Below are 20,907 nucleotides of genomic sequence, written 5' to 3'. Positions count from 1 at the left end.
GAGGTTGGAGGATGAGTCTAGAGGCATTTTTGCACAATTTACATTTTGATATTGAAAAGGCAAGTCCGCCTAATTGGGAAGTGGATTGGGATGATGCACCGTTAACGTATAAGCTTTACCGTGACTTGCCTGTTTATCCACTATCACTGGAGGTGCCGCTGACGCTCGAGGGGGAGAGCGGGCCTTCAAAGCAGGACCTCGAAGGAATCGGTCATTTCCTCTGGTATGCCTATGGCCTGACCCAAGTCAGTCAGGTACCGAGATCCTCGGAATCTGAGGACCTCATGCAGTCATTCCGGCGTTTTCCGCCATCAGGGGGAGCTTTGTATCCAAGCGAATTATACGTTTATTTGAAGATCGAGGGATTACCTGCTGGCGTATACCATTATGATGCGGCACACCACCGGCTGGTTTTGCTGCGGGAAGGGAATTTCGATTCATATGTAACAAAGGCTCTTGGTGGAACCATTGATATGTCCGCTTGCTTTGGCACGGTTTTCGTATCGACGATGTTTTGGAAAAACTTCTATAAATATAATAACTTTTCATACCGTCTGCAAGGTCTTGATGCAGGCGTGCTTCTTGGACAATTGCTCGAAGTGGCGAAACGCTTTGGAATCGCTGCCGGGGTGTGCTTCCAATTCCTTGATCGGGCCATCAATCATCTGCTCGGGCTTTCGGAGGAGGAAGAGAGCACGTATGCGGCGATCCCCTTATCGGCAGAACCTTCTTGGAGATTCAGGGAAGAAAGGAGTATGGACCGACCTGTCACTTCGACGGAATTATTGCTGGAATTGAAGGGAATTCAGCCTGAACACTATGTTCGGTCGCAAAGGATCAGGGAATTTCCGATGCTGACTAAAATGAATGAAGCATCCATGATCGAATCGACCCAATCATTCCGGCGGATCCATCCAAAGAATGGGACGGAATCAGAAGGGAAAATTGTAGCCCTTCCTATCGTGAAGCGGTTGTCCTATGACTTGGCAACAGTTTGCCGGAAGCGATTTTCACCTGAAATGGACTTTATACTCGGGAAAGTCAGTCAATCGCAACTGGCCGCTCTCCTGCATGAGGCAACCGCTTCGTTCTCCTATCGAAATGACTTGGATGGAACATACGGAAACAACGGAAATCGCGTTTCCCTCTATGCTTGTTTATATAATGTGGAAGACATACAAGATGGTGCCTACCATTATGACAGCATGACACATTCATTACGGCAGATACAACCAGGAGATCATCGGCTCCTATTGCAATACGGAATGTCCCTCGATATCATGAATTTTCAGCAAGTGCCGATCTGCATACATGTAGTTGGTGAGCGGGACCATTCCAAAACGCAACTTGGATATAGAGGATACCGCATCCAGCAAATGGAGGCGGGGATGCTCGTTCAGAAATTACTGCTGGCATCGTCAGCCCTCGGAATGAATGGGCACCCGCTGCTCGGCTTTGATGTGAATATGTGTGATGAACTTTATAAGATAGACGGTCCGCAAAGGAAAACGAGCCTGATTCAAATCCCGATCGGACACTATCTGAGTCGACCTTGGCTGAAGGGGAGTCTGCATAGTTGAAGAAGATGAAACGAAAGTCTCCATTTGATTTAAGGAATGGAGGCTTTCGTTTTTATATTGTAGTATGGCAGAGTGCAATAATCTCTGCTGAAGATTATACTGAATGAATAAGTAGATAAAGTAATTAATGCAGTACGCTTTTAACTAAACATTTTAAAGGATGTAGCTTATGGAATGGAAAACGGACAGAAAATCCAAGAGGCCTTTATATAAACAAATAGCCGCTTACATCGAGAGTGGCATTGCTGATGGAACATTCTTAGTGGATAAGCCGTTACCGTCTGAACGCTTCCTGGCAAGTGAACTGGGAGTTAACAGAAGCACAGTTGTTGCGGCTTATGATGAATTGGAAGCAAATGGGCTGGTAGAACGAAAAAAAGGAAGCGGAACGATGATCAGCAAGGATATCTGGGGAATTACCCGAAAACGTATCCCTAGCTGGAATAGATATATCGAAGCGGGTTCTTGTTTGCCCAATATGCCAGTAACCCAAAAAATACGTAAAGAGACGGAAGGGCATAACCTCATTAACTTAGCTAGCGGGGAGCTTTCAGAAGACTTATTTCCAGTCCAATCCTTACGTGAAATCATTTCCAATCGATCCTTCATTGGTAGCTTAGGTTATGATCACCCTCAAGGCAATGCGAATTTAAGGGAAACGATAGCCAATCATGTTAAACAGTATAGGAGAATTGACACGGATCCATCTTCTATACTCATTACTTCTGGTGCACAGCAAGCCCTGCATCTGGTGGTCCAATGCTTGTTAAAGCCAGGGGATGCCGTTGTATTGGAAGACCCATCATATAGTTACAACCTTCCCATCTTTCAATCCGCGGGACTAAGAACCTTTCCTTTGCCGGTTGATAAAGATGGCATCAACCCAGAGGATTTACTGGAACTCCATAAAAAACATCGGATCAGGATGATTTTTTTGAACCCTATATTTCAAAACCCTACAGGGACTGTCCTGCATATCAACCGCCGTAAAAGGATTCTTGAGCTTTCATCCGAATATGGAATACCGGTCATAGAAGACGATCCTTATAGTTTAACTTCCTTTGCCGGGGAAGAAATTTCCACTCTTAAATCGATGGACGACAACGGAAATGTTTTATACATAAGCTCTTTGTCAAAAATTGTTGCTTCCGGTTTAAGAATTGGGTGGATCATTGGACCGAAATCAGTCATAGATAGACTATCGGATGCTAAGCAGCAGGTTGACTTCGGTCATGGCTCATTCACTCAATGGATAGCGAATGATTTTTTGGATTCAGAGTATTTTCCTGCCCATCTTGCCGGCTTAAGGGGGCAACTGGAAAAAAGAAGGGATGCAATGGTTTCTAGTCTTCAACAATTCCTGCCAAAAAAAGTTGATTATTATTCGCCAAATGGCGGAATTCATTTGTGGTGTAAGCTGAAAGTGCCATTGAACGAAATAAAGTTACTGGAGGAATCCATCAAAAGAGGAGTCATATATGTTCCGGGTTCAACTCTAGGTACAAATAAGGAATACGTACGCTTTACATTTGGAAGGGAAAAGGAGGATTCCATTCACGAAGGCATCAAAAGGTTTGCAGAGGCGGTAAAAAGTTTATAATCATATGATTCCAGACTGTAGACAAACTTGATGAAAACTCAGTTTGCCTGCAGCTTTTTTTTATTAAAAAGTGTTGATTTCAGAAAACCGCTCCCTTTCCGCCGAGTGTCTGCCAAGCCTCCTGGGAACGTAAACCTCTCCGGGGCCTCAGCCAGTCAGTTACTTGGCAGGAGTGTCACAAATTTCTTCCATCCATTAAGGAGTACAGGAGAAACAACATGAAGGATAAACTAGTCTTAAAGAGGGTTTGGAATAAGACGAGCCAGCAGTTTCTTCTTTTAAAACACAAAGTTGATTGGAACGGAAGGAACGAGACTCCTGCGGGGAAAGCGTGGCATGGGAGACCCCGCAGGCGTTCCGAGGAGGCTCCCGGACCGCCCACGGTAAGCGAGTGCCTGAAGTGGAAATCAACGTTCCCATTTTACAAACCCACAAAAAAGCTGTCGGCAAACAATTATTATCTAGTTTGTGAACAAAAGGGTTTTAAATAAAACAAAGTTGATTGGAACGGAAGGAACGAGACTCCTGCGGGAAAAGCGTGGCATGGGAGACCCCGCAGGCGTTCCGAGGGCGGACCGCCCGCGGAAAGCGAGTGCCTGAAGTGGAAATCAACATCTAAAAATTGTAACCATATCCGAGGAGTTGAAGGTCTTCTTTATGGATACAAGTTAGGCATTAGTTCCTGCAATCCGCGGTATCTTAGCTCTATGGATATTAATGAGAGAATTCAACAAGTGGATGGTGGAAATTTTACTTGATTGGATGGTCCTAAAAATGGTTGTTCTTTTATTATAGAGGGGAAGGGTTTTACTAATATATGTACTCAGTAAACACAAAGAGCGATCTACCTGTAATTTTGCAATCTCTTTATGTAGTTACACTGTGAAATGCGATGAGAAGCGGAATGATTTTAAATGGTTCAAGGAAATAGATAATAATATTGGGAGGCGTTGATTCATGACGGTAAGTGTAATAGCAGTAGTGGCCATTAGTATAGTTGCCCTGGTTGGCACCCTTTCGTTAACGGGGAAAAGTGATAGTGATTATTCTGCAGCAACGAGAGGGAATTTGTTGAACCTTAGTTATATTTATATCGGTCTCGCCCTAGTATTAACTGTGGGCATCATCTACTTCGTAATAAAATCAGCCTAAGATATGAATGATTATTATAATAGTCAAAATGAATGGAAAAATTGCCTTGATTCATAAGACATAATCTATTTGTATAAAAATGTTAATTTTTTCACGAAAGTGGCAAAAATATGAACGAAAAGAATCTGATCGATACCTTGAAACAATCACCTTTGTAAACTGAGTGAACAATCCTTTCGACATAATTATGGATGAAAAATATATAGATGAATCATTAAATAATAGCGGAGATGATCAAATATGACATGGCCTGTATTGATTTTGACCATTATCTTAAGTTTGCTTAAATTATTAGTTACCTGTCTTCCAACCGATGCCGTGAATTGGATTATGAGTAAATTTAAAATACATTCTGAAATTAGTGATGCGGATGCAATCGTTACCTTTGATGGAAAGCGTTTGGAAGGTGAAGATAAAATTCAAGTGCTTAATTATTTTAACGAAGCTAAGTTTTTGAAAAAAAATCATATATTTCCTGGGAACGAGAAATTGTTTTTACATCCAGAGAACAGTGGGACTCCCATTATAATTGATGTAAAAAGAGGAAAAAACGATGTTAGGTTATATGTGTACATGTACAACGACCATGTGGACGTAGTCAAACAGTACAAGAATAAAGTAGTCGCGTATAGTCTTCTATCCGAGAGCCTTCAAGAACGTTCCATGCCAGTAATAAGGAATTTAGTTTAAAAGGAATAAAAGTGAACTGCACCCCAAATTGGAGATGCAGTTTTTTTTATGAAGAATAACGAAAAGGACTATCGCACAGGTTCAGCTGAGCAAACTGATAACTTTCAGATGCCGAAAGTCAGTCGTTCTCGGTTAATACCTTTAAAGTCTTTTCCCTGATGCTTATCCGGTTTTTATAATCTTTAGCTACCAACTCTGTATATAATAAATCAAAAAGCAATAGGAGCGGAAGCAATGGAGAAATGTTTTGTCCCATATGCATGCTGTTTTTGCTTGTGACCACTAGTGTTAGATCGCCAAGCTGGGAGAGGTCGGAATTCTTATCTCCAGTAAAGACCAAGATGCATGCGCCTTGCTTCTTTGCGATTTTAACTGCAGAAATCACTTCTTTCGTCGTTCCGGAAATGGAAATGCCGATGACAACACTATTCTCGTTACTTAAAGCTGCATCCATCATGGACTGATGGGGGTCTGTAATGGCTTCGACAGTTAAGCCGATACGAAAGAACTTGGACTTGAATTCCTGGGCCGCTATACCGGAACTCCCTATTCCATATACATGAATCTTATTTGCCTTTGTAAGGAAAGAGACAGCTTTTTGGATATTGTCATATGTCGTTATATGAAAGGTATTATCGATGATACCTAAGTGATCTTGATACAGTTTAGCGAAATAATCCACCTGCTTGATGTTCTTCATGTTTTTCGGCGTATTTCGGAGGTCGACGAACCTTTTTAACTCATGCCTGAACTCATTAAACCCAGAAAAGGCTAATTTCTGGCAGAAACGCGTAATGGTTGCAGGTGAAATATGGAGCTTTTTAGCTATTTGACTGATCGTTAACTGACTTACTTCTTCAGGGCGCTGCAGAATATAATGGGCCAATTCTTCCTCTGTTTTGGTGAACTTGTCCATGCTGCATTCTATGCCATATATGAGGTTTTCTGCTAGGTATTCCATATGATCACCCGTTTCGGATTTCTTATCTGTATTTATAGTTTAATGTATCCAGTAGGGACGTCAATAACCGGAGGGGACGGAAACAGGAATATGAAAAAGAAAAGACCCAAACCGTTGTCAGTCTGGGTCTTTTCATTACCATGTGCCATTTTCTATTCTTGGATGGCATCCACGAATCTTTTGGTGATTTGCTGCGGCCTGGTAATGGCACCGCCCACCACTACTGCATGGACGTTCATATCCAATACAGAGCGGGCGATTTCTGGTGTGATGACATTTCCTTCCGCGATCACTTTCGCTTTGTTCACTGCTTTTACTATTTCTTTGAGTACAGCATAGTCATCCTGATATATTTTCTCGCCGAGAGTTTCGTTCGTATAGCCGTATAAAGTGGGCGCCACAATATCGAATCCTAAATCGTCAGCGTATTTGGCTTCCTCAATGGTGGATACATCCGCCATTAGCAGGACATCCGGATATTTTGCCCTTATTTCACCATAAAACTGCTTTAACGTTTTACCGTCCGGCCTTACCCGGGATGTAGCATCCGTCGCAATGATTTCCGCTTTGGTTTCCATCAATGCATCAATTTCGGCCATGGTGGGAGTGATATAGACATCGTTTTGTCCATACACCTGTTTAATGATCCCTATGACTGGAAGGTCCACATTTTTCTTGATTTCCATTATGTCAGCTACAGAGTTTGCGCGAATGCACTTCGCACCGCCTTCTTTGGCAGCAATGGCCATGCGTCCCATAATAAAAGAGCTGTGCAGCGGCTCATTCTCCAATGCTTGACATGATACAATTAAGCCCTTGTGAATTTTATCCAGCACCTGTTGCATGTTAACACGTCCTTATCGTTGTCTATATTCTCAATGACCCAAGAATTCTTCCACTTCATTTTTGATGATCGTCACTTGGGGACCGTAAACTATTTGAATGCCATTTCCTTTTTTTACGACACCTTTTGAACCGGTTTGTTTAATGACGTCTTCTTTCACCAATGTTTCATCCTTTACCGTGACACGGAGACGGGTTGCACAGCAATCGACGATTTCGATATTTTCCTGTCCGCCCAATCCGTTAACGATGGTCTGGGTTCTCTCTGATGCCGTTACTTGTGTAACAGCGGCCTGTTCATCATCTTCACGGCCAACCACTTTCAAATTCTTCTTCCTGATCAAGAATTTAAAAGTGAAGTAGTATAGGAAAAACCACGGAATGCCGACGAGAAGTACATAAATCCAGTTTGTTTTACTGATGCCCTGGAGTATCCCGAATAAAGTGAAATCAATAAATCCTCCAGAGAAGGTTTGACCGATCGTTATATTGAATATATCTGCCATCATGAAGGCAAGTCCGTCAAACAAGGCATGAAAAACATAAAGGATCGGTGCGACAAATAAGAAACTGAATTCAAGCGGTTCGGTGATGCCCGTTAAGAAAGAGGTCAAGGCAGCTGAAAGCAGCAAACCGGCCACGACTTTCTTATTTTTAGGTTTAGCGCAATGGTATATGGCCAATGCCGCGCCAGGCAGACCGAACATCATCGTGATGAACCGCCCCGACATGAACCGGGAAACACCCTCATAATACTTGACGGTAGTCGGGTCGGCCAATTGTGCAAAGAAGATGTTCTGGGTCCCGCTGACAAGCTGCCCTTTAATCTCCATCGTTCCGCCTAAAGCTGTTTGCCAGAAGGGAAGGTAGAAAATATGGTGCAGCCCTAACGGCCCGAGCATCCGTAATATGAATCCGTAAAAGAAAGTCCCGATCGTACCTGTGCTCGTTACCAGCGCACCTAATTGGTTTATGAAAAGTTGGAAATACGGCCATACGATAAAAAGCACGGCTCCAACCAAGATGGACGCGAAGGAAACGATGATGGGAATGAAACGGGAACCCCCGAAAAACCCTAACACTTGCGGAAGCTGAATTTTATTATATTTATTGTGCAAAAGTGCGGCAACGATCCCTACTACGATACCGCCGAACACACCGGTCTCCAGTGTCTGGATCCCGACCGCCATTCCTTGTCCGGCACCTGCCAAATTGTCTTTGGCAAGTTCCCCGGTTATTTGAAGCAGTGCATTTATTGAACTGTTCATGACGAAATAGCCAATCATGGCAGCCAGTGCAGCGGTACCTTTATCCGAACGTGCCAATCCTACTGCAACACCTACGGCAAAAATAACCGGCAAGTTGCCGAATACGATGCTTCCTGCAGAACTCATGATCGTGAATATGGCCTGCAGCCAAGCAAAGTCTAAAAATGGATAGGCTTCAACTGTATTTGGATTGGAAAGAGCACCGCCAATTCCCAGCAATAAACCGGCCGCTGGCAAAACGGCAATCGGGAGCATAAAGGATTTACCGAACTGCTGCGCTTTCTCGAAAGCTTTCTTCATAATGATTCCTCCCTCATTTAACGAGCCTTTGATACTCTTTATTTTTTATCGCTCTATACTAGCTATATTAAATCCCTTTGAGAGCGTTTTCAATGCGGTGCAAGGTTATATCAACTGTTTTCAATCTTGTGCTTATTTCTCTGAAAAAGTTTTCATTAATAGAAGGTGCTGGATGGGATAAAAAAGTTATATGAATATATTGAAATCTTTATTGCTTATTTTTATAATTCGTGTATTGGTGAGTAAACGTACTATTTAATAAGAAAAAACATTTTTTTTATCCAAAATCCGAATATTATCTTGTGCAATCAAGAAAAAGTATATATAATTACCTCAAACGATAGTTTGGCAGGTGATAGTCATCTTACCGATAAACGCTAACGAAACGAAGAAATTGCTTTCTCATATGTATAATGAGGTATCGAAGGAATTGTTCGGCTTTGGTACGACGCTGCTGAAGGTTACTGTTGAGCAGAATGTGATTACATTTCAAGCCAAACATCGACGTGCCCCGCGCTCTGAAGCTTTAGAAGGGGAAGTTCCCAGCCTGAAGCAGGAGGTTGACTTCCATATGTCCCTGCTTTATAAAAAGAAACTGAAACAAAAGCTGGAAACGCAAACGAATTGGGATATCGAAGCTGTCCTGAGGGATTATGACTCAGCGACGCAGCTGGCATTCACCAATATAGTATTGAAGGAAAAAAATATATAATCATATAAATGGATTTCCCTTCGGATTTATCTGGAGGGGACGCCGCTAGAGAACCAAATGATAAGTTTTATCTTTGTTTACAAAGAAAAGACAATCTTGGGTAGAATTTCAATTCTATTTAAGATTGTCTTTTTTTACATGTAAATCAGTAAAAAGGAAATTTTAAACAATATGAACTTGGAGGTTTGGATGATGAAAAAAATATTGATGATGTTATCACTGTTCACATTAGTTTTAGCGGCATGCTCTTCAAAGGACAATGGAAAGGAAAAACCAGCGAAATTGGTCGTTTCCACTTGGGGATTCGCCGATGATTTCTTCCGTCCTGAAGTCTATGAGCCATTTGAAAAGAAGCATAATGTCGAGATTGTCGTTGATTCAGGAAATAATGCAGATCGATTGAACAAAGTGCGCCAAGCGAATAGCGATGTGGATGTTATCTATTTATCCGACTATTATGCACAGCAGGGCATCGATGAAGGGTTATTTGAGAAAGTTGACCATAGCAAAATTCCGAATATTGATAATATCTACGATAAAGCAAAAGCTCCGAATGGCGCTGAGTATGGACCAGCCTATACCATTGCACAATTTGGGATTGCCTATAATCCCGATGAATTGAGTAAACCGATCACCTCTTGGAAGGATCTTTGGAGCAAGGATATGGCAGGGAAGATCACGATTCCATCCATCACTTCGACAACTGGACCGATGTTTTTGGATGCCGCTTCAAAAGTTAGCGGAAGTGAAGAGTTCAATGAGGATAAAGCCTTCGATCAAATGAAAAAGATCATGCCGAATGCGGTGAAGGAATATGGGCAAACATCAGAGTTCGTCAACATGTTCTCGCAAGGGGAAATCGTTGCAGGCCCGATCATGGAAATGTATTTTGGCGATTTACAGGAAGCCGTTCCCAATGCTAAGTTCATTTCCCCTCAAGAAGGCGGCTACGCCGTGATGAATACAGTGAATATTGTTAAAGCCAGCGATCAAAAAGAATTGGCCGGCGAATTCATGAATTACATTTTAAGCAAGGAAGTTCAGGAAAAATCAGCGAAAGCGAAAGTGGATTCTCCTGTCAATACGGAAGTCAAGCTCTCTGAAACGGAAGCGAAAGGCTTAACCTACGGAGATGACGTCATTGACAGCCTGCGTGTATTGGACATGAAGTTTGTTAATGAAAACTCGAAACAATGGATCGATCGTTGGAATCGTGAGCTTACACACTAAGAAAGAAAAATGAGGTGTGCTTGATGAAGAAAAAAATGATTCTTGATGTGGATACTGGAATAGATGATGCGATCGGGATCATTCTTGCTGTTAAAAGCCGTCAATTCGACATATTGGCGGTCACAACGGTGAACGGGAATGTATCACTTGATACGGCCACATTGAATACATGCAAAATATTGGATTTATTGAATGAACAGGACATTTCAGTCATAAAGGGGGCAGATAGCCCAATTATCAGGAGCCCCTTTTTTGAACACCGGATCCATGGCGAAGACGGGATTGGCGGAGCCTTGAAGGATGTACCAGTCAAAAAGCGGCCTGATGATGGATTTGCTTCTGATTTCATCATCAATTCCATTTTGAATTTTCCTGGTGAAGTGACGCTTGTCATGACGGGACCTCTTACGAATTTGGCATTGGCGGTGAAAAAATGTCCGCAAATCACCAAGCTCGTTAAAGAAGTCATTTTCATGGGCGGAGTGATCAAAGGGGTTGGCAATGTCACGCCGACCTCTGAATATAACACGTATGTCGATCCTGAAGCAGCCAAAATCGTATTACAGGCGGGATTCGCATCCATCACGCAGGTTGGTCTTGATGTCACGAGAAAGGTTCTATTGGGTGAAGAGCATATCCAATTGATTCAAAACGATGAACTTGCTGACTATATAAGGCAAAGTACATCAGATTACCGGAAAAGGTATTTTGAACGTAACGGCATATGGGCATGTGCGATGCATGATCCATTAGCAGTAGCCATCGCTTTGCAAGAAGATCTTGTCACCAGAGAAGAATATTATGTGGATGTTGAAACAAAAAGCGAGCTTTGTGACGGACAGATGGTTTGCGACTTTCAAAATAGGCTGATGAAGCAGCCGAATGCGCAAGTTTGTCTGGACGTCGATGCGGAAGCGTTTTTCGACCTGTTCATTCGCATAATCAATTCATAAATAATACGAACAGGGGGTTCCGAGGTGAAGAAACGCTATCTATACCTGTTGCTGTTACCAGGTGTACTATTTTTAACGATTTTCATGATCATTCCAATCCTAATGACGATTGGCACGACCTTTTTTCATGAAGGCGGCGGTTTTTCCGTACAAGGATATCTTGATTTTTTCCAAGACCGATACTTTATTGAAATTCTGCTGACGACACTTAGGGTGAGTCTGTTCACGACAATCATTTGCATTCTATTGGGATTTCCAGCAGCTTATTATATTTCAAAACTGAAACAACGAAAAAAAGCCATCATGCTTTTGCTGACGATCTTCCCGCTATTAACAAGCCCTGTTGTCCGCTCATTCAGCTGGATGGTGATCATCGGTAAAAACGGTGTCGTGAATAAATTGCTGATGGGCATGGGCTTGATTGAGAAGCCGCTTGATATATTGTACACGCCCACTGCCATCATCATCGGATTGGTCCATTTATTCCTGCCATTGATCATCGTGACGCTGGTTGGTGTGATGGAGAACATCGAGACGGACTTATTAAAAGCGGCGGAAAGCCTTGGAGCATCAAGATTGGCCGTATTCACAAAAGTGATCATTCCGCTTTCGGTTCCAGGTTTGGTCATTGGCAGCATCCTTGTTTTCGTAGGGAGCTTCACGGCTTATACTACGCCTGCTTTATTAGGCGGGAAACAGCGGGTCATTTCGACCTTTCTTTATCAAAACGCGATTACATTGAACGAATGGCAAGTGGCATCGATAGTCGCTACGATAATGATTGCCGTGACTGTTCTGATCATATCGATCATGAATGGTTTGGCAAAAAAATTAAATCCAAAGGGGTAGAGGTGTATGCAGGAAAAAAATCGAGGATTGGCCCTGTTTACATTCCTGGTGTTCCTTTTTTTACTAGGGCCTTTGCTTATCATATCCGTTACGTCATTTGAAGGCGGAAATATTTTGAAGTTCCCGCCAGAAGAGTTTTCTTTCAGATGGTACGAAAATATTTTTAATGTGGACATGTTTTTGGTCGCTTTTAAAACGTCCATCCTTGTTTCACTGGGTGGCAACCTTTTGGCACTGTTACTGGGAGTGCCGGCCGCCTATGCATTAAGCCGGTTTGATTTCAAAGGGAAAAGCGTGATAAATGCCTTTTTCGTATCGCCAATATTAATACCGGGAATTGTGCTGGGCTTTGCGTTTTTACGTTACATTGTGGGGACTTATCAGCTTCCGATATATGCGGCCCTGTTTGTGGGACATACTGTTATCATGCTGCCTTTCATCATCCGTGTGATTTCTTCAAGCTTATCAAACTTTGACTTTTCCATTGAAGAAGCGGCCGAGAGTCTCGGGGCGAGTAAATTGGGCACATTCTTTACAGTCGTCCTCCCGAATATAAAATCAGGAATTCTGGCGGCAGTCATGATCGCCTTCTTGGAATCCTTCAATAATGTAGACATTTCAGTTTATATGACAGGTCCTGGGGTAAGTACGTTTCCGATTCAGATGCTGACGTATGTGGAGAACTACTTCGATCCCACCATTTCGGCCATTTCCGTATTGCTCATGTTCATAACCGCTTTCTTCATGTTTATAGTGGAACGGCTCATGGGATTGTCTTATTTCACAAAACGATAAAGGAGGTAATGATGGGTGGCTTTATTCACTTTACAAGATATATCTGTAGCATATAACAAACAGAATATATTAAAGGATTTCAATCTTGAGATTGAAAAAGGGAAACTGGTATCCCTTCTTGGCCCGAGCGGCTGTGGGAAAACGACGACCCTCCGTTTAATTGCCGGGTTTTTACAGGCGAATGAAGGGAAGTTTTTATTCAAGGAAAAGGACTATACGAAAGTGCCCGTCAACAAGCGGAACTTTGGCTTTGTGTTCCAAAACTATGCATTATTTCCGCATTTGTCGATATTCGATAATATTGCATTCGGTCTCCGTCTGAGAAAGAATTCAAAAAGTGAAATCGAAAAAAAAGTAATGAATGTGCTTGAGATCGTTAATTTGAAAGGTTTTGAAAAACGATATCCCCAAGAGCTTTCCGGAGGGCAAAAGCAGCGGGTCGCGATTGCCAGGGCGCTGGTGATTGAGCCGGACATCCTCTTATTTGACGAGCCATTGAGTAATCTTGATGCCAACTTAAGGGTGAATATGAGAGTCGAGATTCGCCGTATCCAACAAGAGCTGGGGATTACCACGGTTTACGTTTCCCATGACCAGGAAGAATGCTTTTCGATATCCGACCAGGTGGCGATCATGAACAAAGGAATCATCGAACAGCTTAGTGACCCTGCGACCATTTACAAATATCCTGAAACCAAATTTGTCGCGGACTTCATCGGCTTCAAGAACTTCATTGACTTCGATAAGCGGACAGATCATGACGGTAAAATCGAACTGAACAAATCTGGATACTCATTTGTGCTGCACAAGGATCCGCAGATGAGCAATTCAACGGGAAAAATAGGCGCCATCAGGCCGGACGATCTGTTGATCAGGGAAAAAGATAACACGGGAGCTGTTCAGGAAAATAGTTTACCTGGCCGAGTCAAGGTAAGTACGTATCTTGGAAGAAGCTATCAATATGTCGTTGAAACTCCAATAGGGGATTTCACTGTGAACAAGGAAATGGCGGAATCCTATCGGACGGGTCAGGAAATCATCCTTGAAATTCCGAGAAACCAGATGGTGCTTGTTGACTAGCTTAGGAGGGTAAGTTATGCGAATGGATATGCTTGTAAGGGATATCAACGTGTTTAACAGCTATTTTAAAAGATTCATTAAAGGGAATGCAGCCATCAAGGATGGAAAGTTCTATTATATTGGAGAACGTGAATTGGATGCCTTCGAGCCGGATACAATCGTCGATGGACAGGGGAAGTATATGGTTCCAGGTCTGATCGATATCCATCTCCACATTGAAAGTACGATGGTGACGCCTGCGACTTTTTCCTACGGGTTAATCAAAAATGGCGTGACGACAATCGTGCCGGAACCACATGAAATGGCCAATGTTTTCGGCATTTCCGGTGTGAAGGAAATGATCAAAGCAAGTCAGGATTGCGTAGCGGATATGTTTTATGCCATCCCGAGTTCCGTTCCAGCCACATCGATGGAAACAACAGGCGGTTCGATCGAAATAGATGATATAGACGAATTGATGCAAACGGAGGACATTATATGTCTCGGCGAGATCATGAATTACTATGAGGTCATAACCGATCCGGATTGCAAAACGAATAAGATCTTGTCCCATATCCGTTCCCGTTATCCAGATCTGATCATAGAGGGGCACGTTCCAAAGCTGCTCGACTTAGACTTGCAAAAGATTATTAATGCCGGAGTGAATTCAGATCATACACACCAGACCGTGGAAGGGATGGATGCGAGGATCGCAGCCGGGATGTTCATTGAGATTCAAGAGAAATCAATGACTGAAGAAGTGATAGATTACTTGAAGGAAAATCAGGTGGATGAACATTTCTGCTTTGTCACCGATGATGTCATGACCGACTCTTTCCAAAACAGAGGACATCTGAACGTCCTTTTAAAGAAAGCCATCCAAATGGGGATGACTCCGGAAAAAGCCATTTATGCATGCACCTATACACCTGCACAGCGGATGCGGATGTATGACCGCGGCGCCATTGCACCTGGAAAAACAGCAGATTTCCTGCTGCTATCGGATTTGGAAACATTTGAAATTGAACAAGTATACAAAAAAGGTGAGCTAGTTTATGAATCTTCACGCCCATATGTCCAAGAAGTGAAGGAAGAACAATTTCCTAAGCATTTCTATCAAAGTGTGAAGCTTGCGGAACTTACCGAAAACGATTTTAACATCACGATCCCGGATAGTCTTGAAAGCAGCAAGTGCCGAATCATAAACGTGCAGAACGGTTCTACTTTCACATCTGAAACCCATGATCGTATCGAAGGGAAGGATGGTCAATTAAGCTGGGAAGAAAGCCCTTATGGTTTAATCGCCACATTCGAACGATACGGGAAAAACGGTAATCGGGCGCACGGGTTGATCACCGGCGATGTATTGAAGCGTGGAGCAGTCGCCACAACCTATTCGCATGATAACCATAATCTTCTGGTGATTGGCCATAATAAGCAGGATATGATGATTGCCGCTAACGAAGTGATAAGGAAGCAAGGCGGTGTCTGCTGCGTCCACGATGGCAAGGTCCTATCGATGATTCCCCTGCCGGTTGGAGGAATTCTTTCCGAAGAGCCGATGGACATCGTATCAAAGCAGGTTCAGCACCTGACAGATGCACTTAAATCGTTAGGCTACGAACATTATAATGTCATCATGTCATTAAGCACCTTATCGCTTCCTGTCAGCCCGGCTCTGAAAATAACCGACCATGGATTGATCAACGTGAACGAAGGGAAAACAGTCCCTCTCATGATGAGTGATGAAGCTTAAACCGAAAAGGGGATTATCCAATGGATAATCCCCTTTTCTTAATGCATCAAATGTTAGCTGGACTTGTTTATTTTCATATAATTACCATTAGGGTAAAAATATGATAAAATAGAGGGACAACTGAGGATAGAGTGGTAGGTCACGCTTTGCTTTTCCATCTAATGATAGATTGGAAAGGAGGTGACCGCTTGATTCATTTCTTATTGAACTTGATTACAGATATGGGTAAAGAGATATTTGTTGCTGTAGCAACCAGTCTTATCCTGTCTATGTTCGCCAAGAAACGGAAAAAGAACCACTCATCCTCCCAAGATGGCAATGGTTCTTCTTCTGACGATTAATTAAGTTAGTTGTGACCAACCACTCTTGCTAGTTGTCAGCCTCATGTTAGCGCATGAGGCTGTTTTTAGTTTATGTCAATATAAGGATAACATACCCCGATTTTAAAGTAAATATTCAGACAATGAAAAGGGAGTACCATGGGATTGGCTGCATTTTTTTCTTGAATCTTTTAATGAAACTTTGGAAAACGGCAAAAAATGAATTGACTCTTTCTTACTGATATGGTATGTTAATTCCAATCTAAGAAAAGGTGTGGTGTTTTATGTCGGGAGTAGGTATCAACTAATTTAGTTGAATAAGGTATTTAATCACTGTTATGTCAGTGGATTACGTATGCCTTTTTTTACAATGCAATTCTGCATTGTGAATACCTACCTTAAGACTGCTTCCTTTTCCATAATTCGTGTAACATGCAGGTGTTACGGCGAAAAGCATGGTGGGATTTGTCCTATCATGCTTTTTTGTGTACGCAGGTCTATTCGAGCTGCCCTATTTGTTATCGATTTTAGGTACTTATCCATGGATAAGGCCGATGCCCGCAGGAGCTTTCTACTCAAATGGCTTGTTCATTTGTAAAGGTAGGGGGGACCATTGCGGGCATTTTTTGGATTCGGGAATTTCATTCACTCACTCATTCAAGGAGGATCATTAGATGAATACAATGACATATGAAAAATTACAATATATCCAACTCAAGGAAATGGTCAAAAACCATTGCGTAAGCGGTTTAGGAAAAGCGTTATTGGATCAGCTTAAGCCGAGCAGCACCTTGAAGGTCGTTAAAAATCGTTTGAACGAGACCACGGAGGCAAGGAACTTACTGAATGCGGAAAACCATATTCCCTTAAAGGGCATATCACATATTGGCCTCCATATCGACAAACTGGAAAAAGGAATGATTTTGGAGCCGTCAGAGTTAGTGGCGATAGCAGACTTCTTAAGAGGCTGCAGGAATATTAAGAAATTCATGACCGATAAAGAGTTCTTTGCACCGACACTGCATTCCTACGCCCGCTCCATGACTGAGTTCAGGAGCATCGAAGAGGAAATCCAATTCACGATAAAGGGAAATGCTGTCGTTTCCGAAGCAAGCAAGGACCTGAAACGGATCAGGAACCAAATCATCAAGACAGAAGGTAAAATAGAGGAAAGGCTGAATAAGTTCTTGAAGAGCGGAGCCAATAAAGAGTTCATTCAGGAATTTTTCATCAGTAAAAAGGATGATCGCTACACCATCCCGATCAAAGCCTCCTATAAAAATCAAGTGGCCGGAACAATCGTGGAAGTATCGGCAAAAGGGGCTACCGTGTTCATTGAACCTGCCTCTGTTACGAAATTGAATGTAGAATTGGCAAGCTTAAAAGCGGAGGAATCGATGGAAGAGTATCAGCTTTTGGCCACATTATCCGGAACGGTTTTCGAACAGCTGAAACCGATCAAGATAAACATCGAGTTGATCAGTCAATATGACATGATCTTCGCGAAAGCCAAGTTCAGTAAAAGCATGGATGCCATCGAACCGAAAATCAATGATCACGGTTATATTAAATTAACGGGCTGTAAGCATCCACTATTGCCGCAAGACAGCGTACCTTTGGATTTTGAAATCGGTAAGGACTATCGCAGCTTGATTATCACAGGCCCTAATGCCGGGGGTAAAACTGTCGTCCTGAAAACGATCGGCATCCTTACATTGGCTGTCATGTCAGGACTGCATGTTGCCGGGAAAGAGGGGACGGAGCTTGCCGTCTTTGACCAGGTATTCGTCGATATCGGTGATAATCAAAGCATGGAAAATGCACTGAGCACGTTTTCGTCGCATATGAAAAACATCTCGGGAATCATGGGGGCATTAACAAATAACTCCTTGCTGCTGTTCGATGAAATCGGGAGCGGAACGGAACCGAATGAAGGAGCCGCATTGGCGATTAGCATCCTTGAGGAATTTTATCAAAGAGGGTGCATAACCGTTGCGACGACCCATTATGGTGAAATCAAGCGCTATTCGGAAATACACAGTGATTTCATGAATGCGGCCATGCAATTCAACAGCGAAACACTTGAGCCAAAATACAAGCTGTTGATCGGTCAATCCGGGGAAAGCAATGCCCTTTGGATAGCCAAAAAAATGAATGTCCGTGAAAAGGTTCTGCAAAAGGCAAAGCTCTATATCGAAAATAAAGACTACGACTTGGAGCGTGTCCAGGAAAGTAAAATCAAAAAAGCGAAGCCAGCGGCCGTTCCTTTAGAATCAGCTTATGAATATGAAGTCGGCGACAAAGTGAAGGTAAGCGAACTGAATGGGCACGCGATCGTTTATAAGAAAAAGGACTCCTTCAATAATGTCGTCGTACTTTTCGAAGATACCTTCAAGGAAGTTCATGCCAATAGGCTCGAGCTTGATATAAAGGCCGTCGATTTATATCCTGAAGGCTATGATCTTAATACTTTATTTGTCGGCTACAAGGAAAGGAAATTGAACCATGACTTAGAACGGGGATCGAAAAAGGCGCTAAAGAACGTAGCAGCGGATATCCGGAAGAAGCTTGGTGAATAAACAGGGTTGGATTTTGAACGGAAAAACCAAATCCTGATGACTCATGAAATTGTAATAAAGCAATTGTGAAAAAATGACATCGGCAGGGTATGAGTTCTGTTTTAACAGGGCTCATACTTTTTTGATTATTTTCTTGTGTGGATATACCCGTTCAAAAAGGAATACATAATATGAGCGTACTGTTGTTTAAAAAATGTAAGTTCAGATTATTACAAGAAAAAATTTTAGCAGTATGATCATTGTTAGGTGAGATGAAAAAGTTTGCGGTTTTTTGCAGCTTGAGTTACAATCAATTACAGATATTAAAAGTCTGTAATAGTTTTAATTATGAGGTGCATCAATGAAGTATTCAAAGGCAACCAATTATGCACTACATACAATGGTGCATTTAACGATGGAACCAAAAGGTCATACGGTAAGCGTGGATCAGCTGGCGTGTATGCAGGATTTGTCCCCGACGTACTTGTCGAAGATTTTGACGAAGCTTGTGAAGGCTGGATTAATTGAATCAGTGCCAGGGGCAAAAGGCGGCTACAGTATTTCACGCCGCGCGCAGGACATTTCGTTTCTGGATGTTATTGAAGCGGTGGAGGGTCAGTCGGTGCTTTTCAACTGTGCGTTTGACCATGAAGAAAGCGATTGTTTAATTGAGCGCGTGATGATCGAGGCGGAAGGCAACATGAAGAAAGAACTTGCTGGAAGGACCATTCAGAGCATTGCGGAGCAGAGTAAGGAGACAAAAAAAGAAAAATAAATTTTTTTACACAAATTAAGGATATCAAGGGTCTCTAATGGATTTTATAAAGGAGGAGTGTTGCATGTGTTGGATTGTGTAATTATTGGCGGAGGACCTGCAGGACTGAATGCCGCATTGGTCATGGGGCGTGCTGGACGGAAAACAATTTTGTTCGATGAGGATAAACCCCGTAACCGGGTGACGCAGGAGTCGCACGGATTTATCACACAGGATGGCGTAAAGCCGTCAGAGTTCAAGAAGCGGGCAAGAACGGATGTCCAGAAATATCGGTCCGTCTCCATTAAGGAGGAGCGGGTGGAGATTATTGAAAAAGCCAGTGGTGTGTTCCGGATTCAAACGAAAGGCGGAACGGATTACATGGCGAAAAAAGTGCTTCTCGCAACAGGTCTTCGGGATGTCTTGCCGGAGATTCCAGGCATACAGAATGTATACGGAACGAGTGTTTTCAGCTGTCCTTTTTGTGACGGCTGGGAAATGCGCGGCAAAGCATTGGCGGTGATTGCAGAAAATGAACGGGCCTTTCATATGGGAAAACTGCTGTCAAACTGGAGCGGTGATGTAATGGTGTTTACAAATGGCTATCAGGTGCTTGATGAGGAGAAGGCTATCTTGGCTAGGCAGCAAGTGACAGTCGTGGAAGAAAAAATTGAAGATCTTAAATCGAACGGAGGGCAGCTGACATCAATCCGGCTGCAAAACGGACAGGAAACCAAAAGGGAGGCAGGTATTGTGGTGACAGACTTGGTGCAATCCGCTTCTTTTGCGGAACAGCTCGGCTGCGAAATCACTCCGAACGGCGGGATTAAAGTGGATTCATTTGGACGAACAACGGTTGAAGGGGTATATGCATGCGGGGATACGTCCCTCAGCACGCCTTCTCAGCTAGTGATTGCGGCGGCGGAGGGCAATAAAGCGGCGGCTGGAGTCATCATGGATTTAGTTGAAGCGGCATTTCTATTGGAGGCATAAATTCCTTTTTTAAAGAAAGAGACCATTTGTAAAGGAGATTGAAGTATGACGGAAATCTGGGAATCAAGTTTTATAGAAAATCAAATGATGTGGGGATTTGAACCTTCAGACTCAGCAATCTTGACAAAGGATTTTTTTCTTGAAAAGAAAGTTAAGGATCTATTGATTCCTGGTATAGGATATGGCAGAAATGCAAAGGTTTTTACTGACAACGGAATACATGTAACAGGTATCGAAATTTCAAAAACAGCAATTGAATTGGCAAGGCAAAATGAGCTTAATCTTAATATTTTTCATGGTTCAGTAACCGATATGCCTTTTGATAACAAACTTTATGATGGTATATTTTGTTATGCCCTTATTCACTTATTGAATAATCGTGAGAGAGAAAAGTTTATTAAAGATTGCTATAATCAGTTAAAGCCAAATGGATATATGATTTTCACCACTATTTCAAAAGAGGCCCCAATGTTCGGTAAGGGCAAACAACTGGGTAAAGACTATTTCGAGATAATGGAAGGGATGAAAATGTTT

20 protein-coding genes are annotated in these 20,907 nt (G+C 42.6%); 17 read left to right on the top strand and 3 right to left on the bottom strand.

What is annotated here, in order from left to right; translation table 11 throughout:
• The first annotated feature begins 11 nt into the window (after nucleotides 1–11).
• From ADA55_RS21490 to ADA55_RS21470, 5 genes are all read left to right on the top strand, one after another.
• Nucleotides 12–1,580: a SagB family peptide dehydrogenase gene (locus ADA55_RS21490; RefSeq protein ID WP_048687508.1), complete on the top strand. Its 1,569-nt coding sequence runs from the start codon at nucleotides 12–14 to the stop codon at nucleotides 1,578–1,580.
• Between the two features lie 169 nt (nucleotides 1,581–1,749).
• The gene (locus ADA55_RS21485) at nucleotides 1,750–3,180 is read left to right on the top strand and encodes a PLP-dependent aminotransferase family protein (protein WP_048687507.1); all 1,431 of its coding nucleotides are present in this window, start codon (nucleotides 1,750–1,752) and stop codon (nucleotides 3,178–3,180) included.
• 218 nt (nucleotides 3,181–3,398) lie between these two features.
• Complete coding sequence (locus ADA55_RS21480) at nucleotides 3,399–3,671, top strand: hypothetical protein (protein WP_048687506.1); 273 nt, start codon at nucleotides 3,399–3,401, stop codon at nucleotides 3,669–3,671.
• A 466-nt stretch (nucleotides 3,672–4,137) separates the two neighbouring features.
• Nucleotides 4,138–4,332, top strand: coding sequence for a hypothetical protein (locus tag ADA55_RS21475; RefSeq protein WP_048687505.1), 195 nt, complete (start codon nucleotides 4,138–4,140; stop codon nucleotides 4,330–4,332).
• A 240-nt stretch (nucleotides 4,333–4,572) separates the two neighbouring features.
• Nucleotides 4,573–5,022 carry a YfmQ family protein gene (locus ADA55_RS21470; RefSeq protein ID WP_048687504.1) on the top strand — a complete coding sequence of 150 codons (450 nt, stop codon included), beginning with the start codon at nucleotides 4,573–4,575 and terminating at the stop codon, nucleotides 5,020–5,022.
• A gap of 118 nt (nucleotides 5,023–5,140) precedes the next feature.
• Here ADA55_RS21470 and ADA55_RS21465 read toward each other — a convergent pair whose 3' ends face one another.
• The 3 genes from ADA55_RS21465 to ADA55_RS21455 all read right to left on the bottom strand — a co-directional run bounded on the left by ADA55_RS21465 (nucleotide 5,141) and on the right by ADA55_RS21455 (nucleotide 8,394).
• Entirely contained in the window at nucleotides 5,141–5,983 is an 843-nt protein-coding gene (locus ADA55_RS21465) for a MurR/RpiR family transcriptional regulator (RefSeq protein ID WP_048687503.1), read from the bottom strand.
• Nucleotides 5,984–6,135: 152 nt separating this feature from the next.
• Entirely contained in the window at nucleotides 6,136–6,828 is a 693-nt protein-coding gene (locus ADA55_RS21460; RefSeq protein WP_048687502.1) for an N-acetylmannosamine-6-phosphate 2-epimerase, read from the bottom strand.
• Between the two features lie 30 nt (nucleotides 6,829–6,858).
• Nucleotides 6,859–8,394, bottom strand: coding sequence for a maltose/glucose-specific PTS transporter subunit IIC (locus ADA55_RS21455; RefSeq protein WP_048687501.1), 1,536 nt, complete (start codon nucleotides 8,392–8,394; stop codon nucleotides 6,859–6,861).
• A 361-nt stretch (nucleotides 8,395–8,755) separates the two neighbouring features.
• On the opposite strand from ADA55_RS21455, the gene ADA55_RS21450 reads away from it, so the two are divergent.
• The 12 genes from ADA55_RS21450 to ADA55_RS21400 form a co-directional block, all read left to right on the top strand.
• A complete protein-coding gene (locus ADA55_RS21450) occupies nucleotides 8,756–9,106 on the top strand; it encodes a DUF2294 domain-containing protein (protein ID WP_105718871.1) in 351 nt (116 codons plus the stop codon).
• Nucleotides 9,107–9,298: 192 nt separating this feature from the next.
• Nucleotides 9,299–10,336, top strand: coding sequence for an ABC transporter substrate-binding protein (locus ADA55_RS21445; protein WP_048687499.1), 1,038 nt, complete (start codon nucleotides 9,299–9,301; stop codon nucleotides 10,334–10,336).
• A gap of 23 nt (nucleotides 10,337–10,359) precedes the next feature.
• The gene (locus ADA55_RS21440) at nucleotides 10,360–11,289 is read left to right on the top strand and encodes a nucleoside hydrolase (RefSeq protein WP_048687498.1); all 930 of its coding nucleotides are present in this window, start codon (nucleotides 10,360–10,362) and stop codon (nucleotides 11,287–11,289) included.
• Between the two features lie 24 nt (nucleotides 11,290–11,313).
• Entirely contained in the window at nucleotides 11,314–12,138 is an 825-nt protein-coding gene (locus tag ADA55_RS21435; protein ID WP_048687497.1) for an ABC transporter permease, read from the top strand.
• Nucleotides 12,139–12,144: 6 nt separating this feature from the next.
• On the top strand, nucleotides 12,145–12,933 hold the full coding sequence (locus ADA55_RS21430; protein WP_048687496.1) for an ABC transporter permease: 789 nt from the start codon (nucleotides 12,145–12,147) through the stop codon (nucleotides 12,931–12,933).
• Between the two features lie 15 nt (nucleotides 12,934–12,948).
• A complete protein-coding gene (locus ADA55_RS21425) occupies nucleotides 12,949–14,013 on the top strand; it encodes an ABC transporter ATP-binding protein (protein ID WP_048687495.1) in 1,065 nt (354 codons plus the stop codon).
• Nucleotides 14,014–14,029: 16 nt separating this feature from the next.
• Entirely contained in the window at nucleotides 14,030–15,748 is a 1,719-nt protein-coding gene (locus ADA55_RS21420; protein ID WP_048687494.1) for an adenine deaminase, read from the top strand.
• Nucleotides 15,749–15,936: 188 nt separating this feature from the next.
• The gene (locus ADA55_RS29585; RefSeq protein WP_153246156.1) at nucleotides 15,937–16,089 is read left to right on the top strand and encodes a hypothetical protein; all 153 of its coding nucleotides are present in this window, start codon (nucleotides 15,937–15,939) and stop codon (nucleotides 16,087–16,089) included.
• 653 nt (nucleotides 16,090–16,742) lie between these two features.
• Nucleotides 16,743–18,647 carry an endonuclease MutS2 gene (locus ADA55_RS21415; protein ID WP_048687493.1) on the top strand — a complete coding sequence of 635 codons (1,905 nt, stop codon included), beginning with the start codon at nucleotides 16,743–16,745 and terminating at the stop codon, nucleotides 18,645–18,647.
• 340 nt (nucleotides 18,648–18,987) lie between these two features.
• Nucleotides 18,988–19,401, top strand: a complete 414-nt coding sequence (locus ADA55_RS21410) for an RrF2 family transcriptional regulator (protein WP_048687492.1) — start codon at nucleotides 18,988–18,990, stop codon at nucleotides 19,399–19,401.
• Nucleotides 19,402–19,467: 66 nt separating this feature from the next.
• Nucleotides 19,468–20,373, top strand: coding sequence for an NAD(P)/FAD-dependent oxidoreductase (locus ADA55_RS21405; protein WP_082162884.1), 906 nt, complete (start codon nucleotides 19,468–19,470; stop codon nucleotides 20,371–20,373).
• A 45-nt stretch (nucleotides 20,374–20,418) separates the two neighbouring features.
• Nucleotides 20,419–20,907 (top strand): class I SAM-dependent methyltransferase (locus ADA55_RS21400; RefSeq protein ID WP_048687491.1); only part of this gene is annotated, 489 nt, incomplete at its 3' end.

The organism is Bacillus sp. 220_BSPC, from assembly GCF_001054655.1.
GTDB lineage: Bacteria > Bacillota > Bacilli > Bacillales > DSM-1321 > Peribacillus > Peribacillus frigoritolerans.
The sequence above is the reverse complement of the archived record's forward strand: the minus strand, read 5'-3'. Positions and strand labels throughout refer to the sequence as shown.

Bases quoted from the DNA above. Each gene is read 5' to 3' on its own strand.
- ADA55_RS21430 (WP_048687496.1), top strand. From the start codon at position 12,145: ATGCAGGAAAAAAATCGAGGATTGGCCCTGTTTACATTCCTGGTGTTC.
- ADA55_RS21460 (WP_048687502.1), bottom strand. From the start codon at position 6,828: ATGCAACAGGTGCTGGATAAAATTCACAAGGGCTTAATTGTATCATGT.
- ADA55_RS21445 (WP_048687499.1), top strand. From the start codon at position 9,299: ATGAAAAAAATATTGATGATGTTATCACTGTTCACATTAGTTTTAGCG.
- ADA55_RS21455 (WP_048687501.1), bottom strand. From the start codon at position 8,394: ATGAAGAAAGCTTTCGAGAAAGCGCAGCAGTTCGGTAAATCCTTTATG.
- ADA55_RS21470 (WP_048687504.1), top strand. From the start codon at position 4,573: ATGACATGGCCTGTATTGATTTTGACCATTATCTTAAGTTTGCTTAAA.
- ADA55_RS21465 (WP_048687503.1), bottom strand. From the start codon at position 5,983: ATGGAATACCTAGCAGAAAACCTCATATATGGCATAGAATGCAGCATG.
- ADA55_RS21420 (WP_048687494.1), top strand. From the start codon at position 14,030: ATGCGAATGGATATGCTTGTAAGGGATATCAACGTGTTTAACAGCTAT.
- ADA55_RS21475 (WP_048687505.1), top strand. From the start codon at position 4,138: ATGACGGTAAGTGTAATAGCAGTAGTGGCCATTAGTATAGTTGCCCTG.
- ADA55_RS21410 (WP_048687492.1), top strand. From the start codon at position 18,988: ATGAAGTATTCAAAGGCAACCAATTATGCACTACATACAATGGTGCAT.
- ADA55_RS21485 (WP_048687507.1), top strand. From the start codon at position 1,750: ATGGAATGGAAAACGGACAGAAAATCCAAGAGGCCTTTATATAAACAA.
- ADA55_RS21415 (WP_048687493.1), top strand. From the start codon at position 16,743: ATGAATACAATGACATATGAAAAATTACAATATATCCAACTCAAGGAA.
- ADA55_RS21490 (WP_048687508.1), top strand. From the start codon at position 12: ATGAGTCTAGAGGCATTTTTGCACAATTTACATTTTGATATTGAAAAG.
- ADA55_RS21440 (WP_048687498.1), top strand. From the start codon at position 10,360: ATGAAGAAAAAAATGATTCTTGATGTGGATACTGGAATAGATGATGCG.
- ADA55_RS21480 (WP_048687506.1), top strand. From the start codon at position 3,399: ATGAAGGATAAACTAGTCTTAAAGAGGGTTTGGAATAAGACGAGCCAG.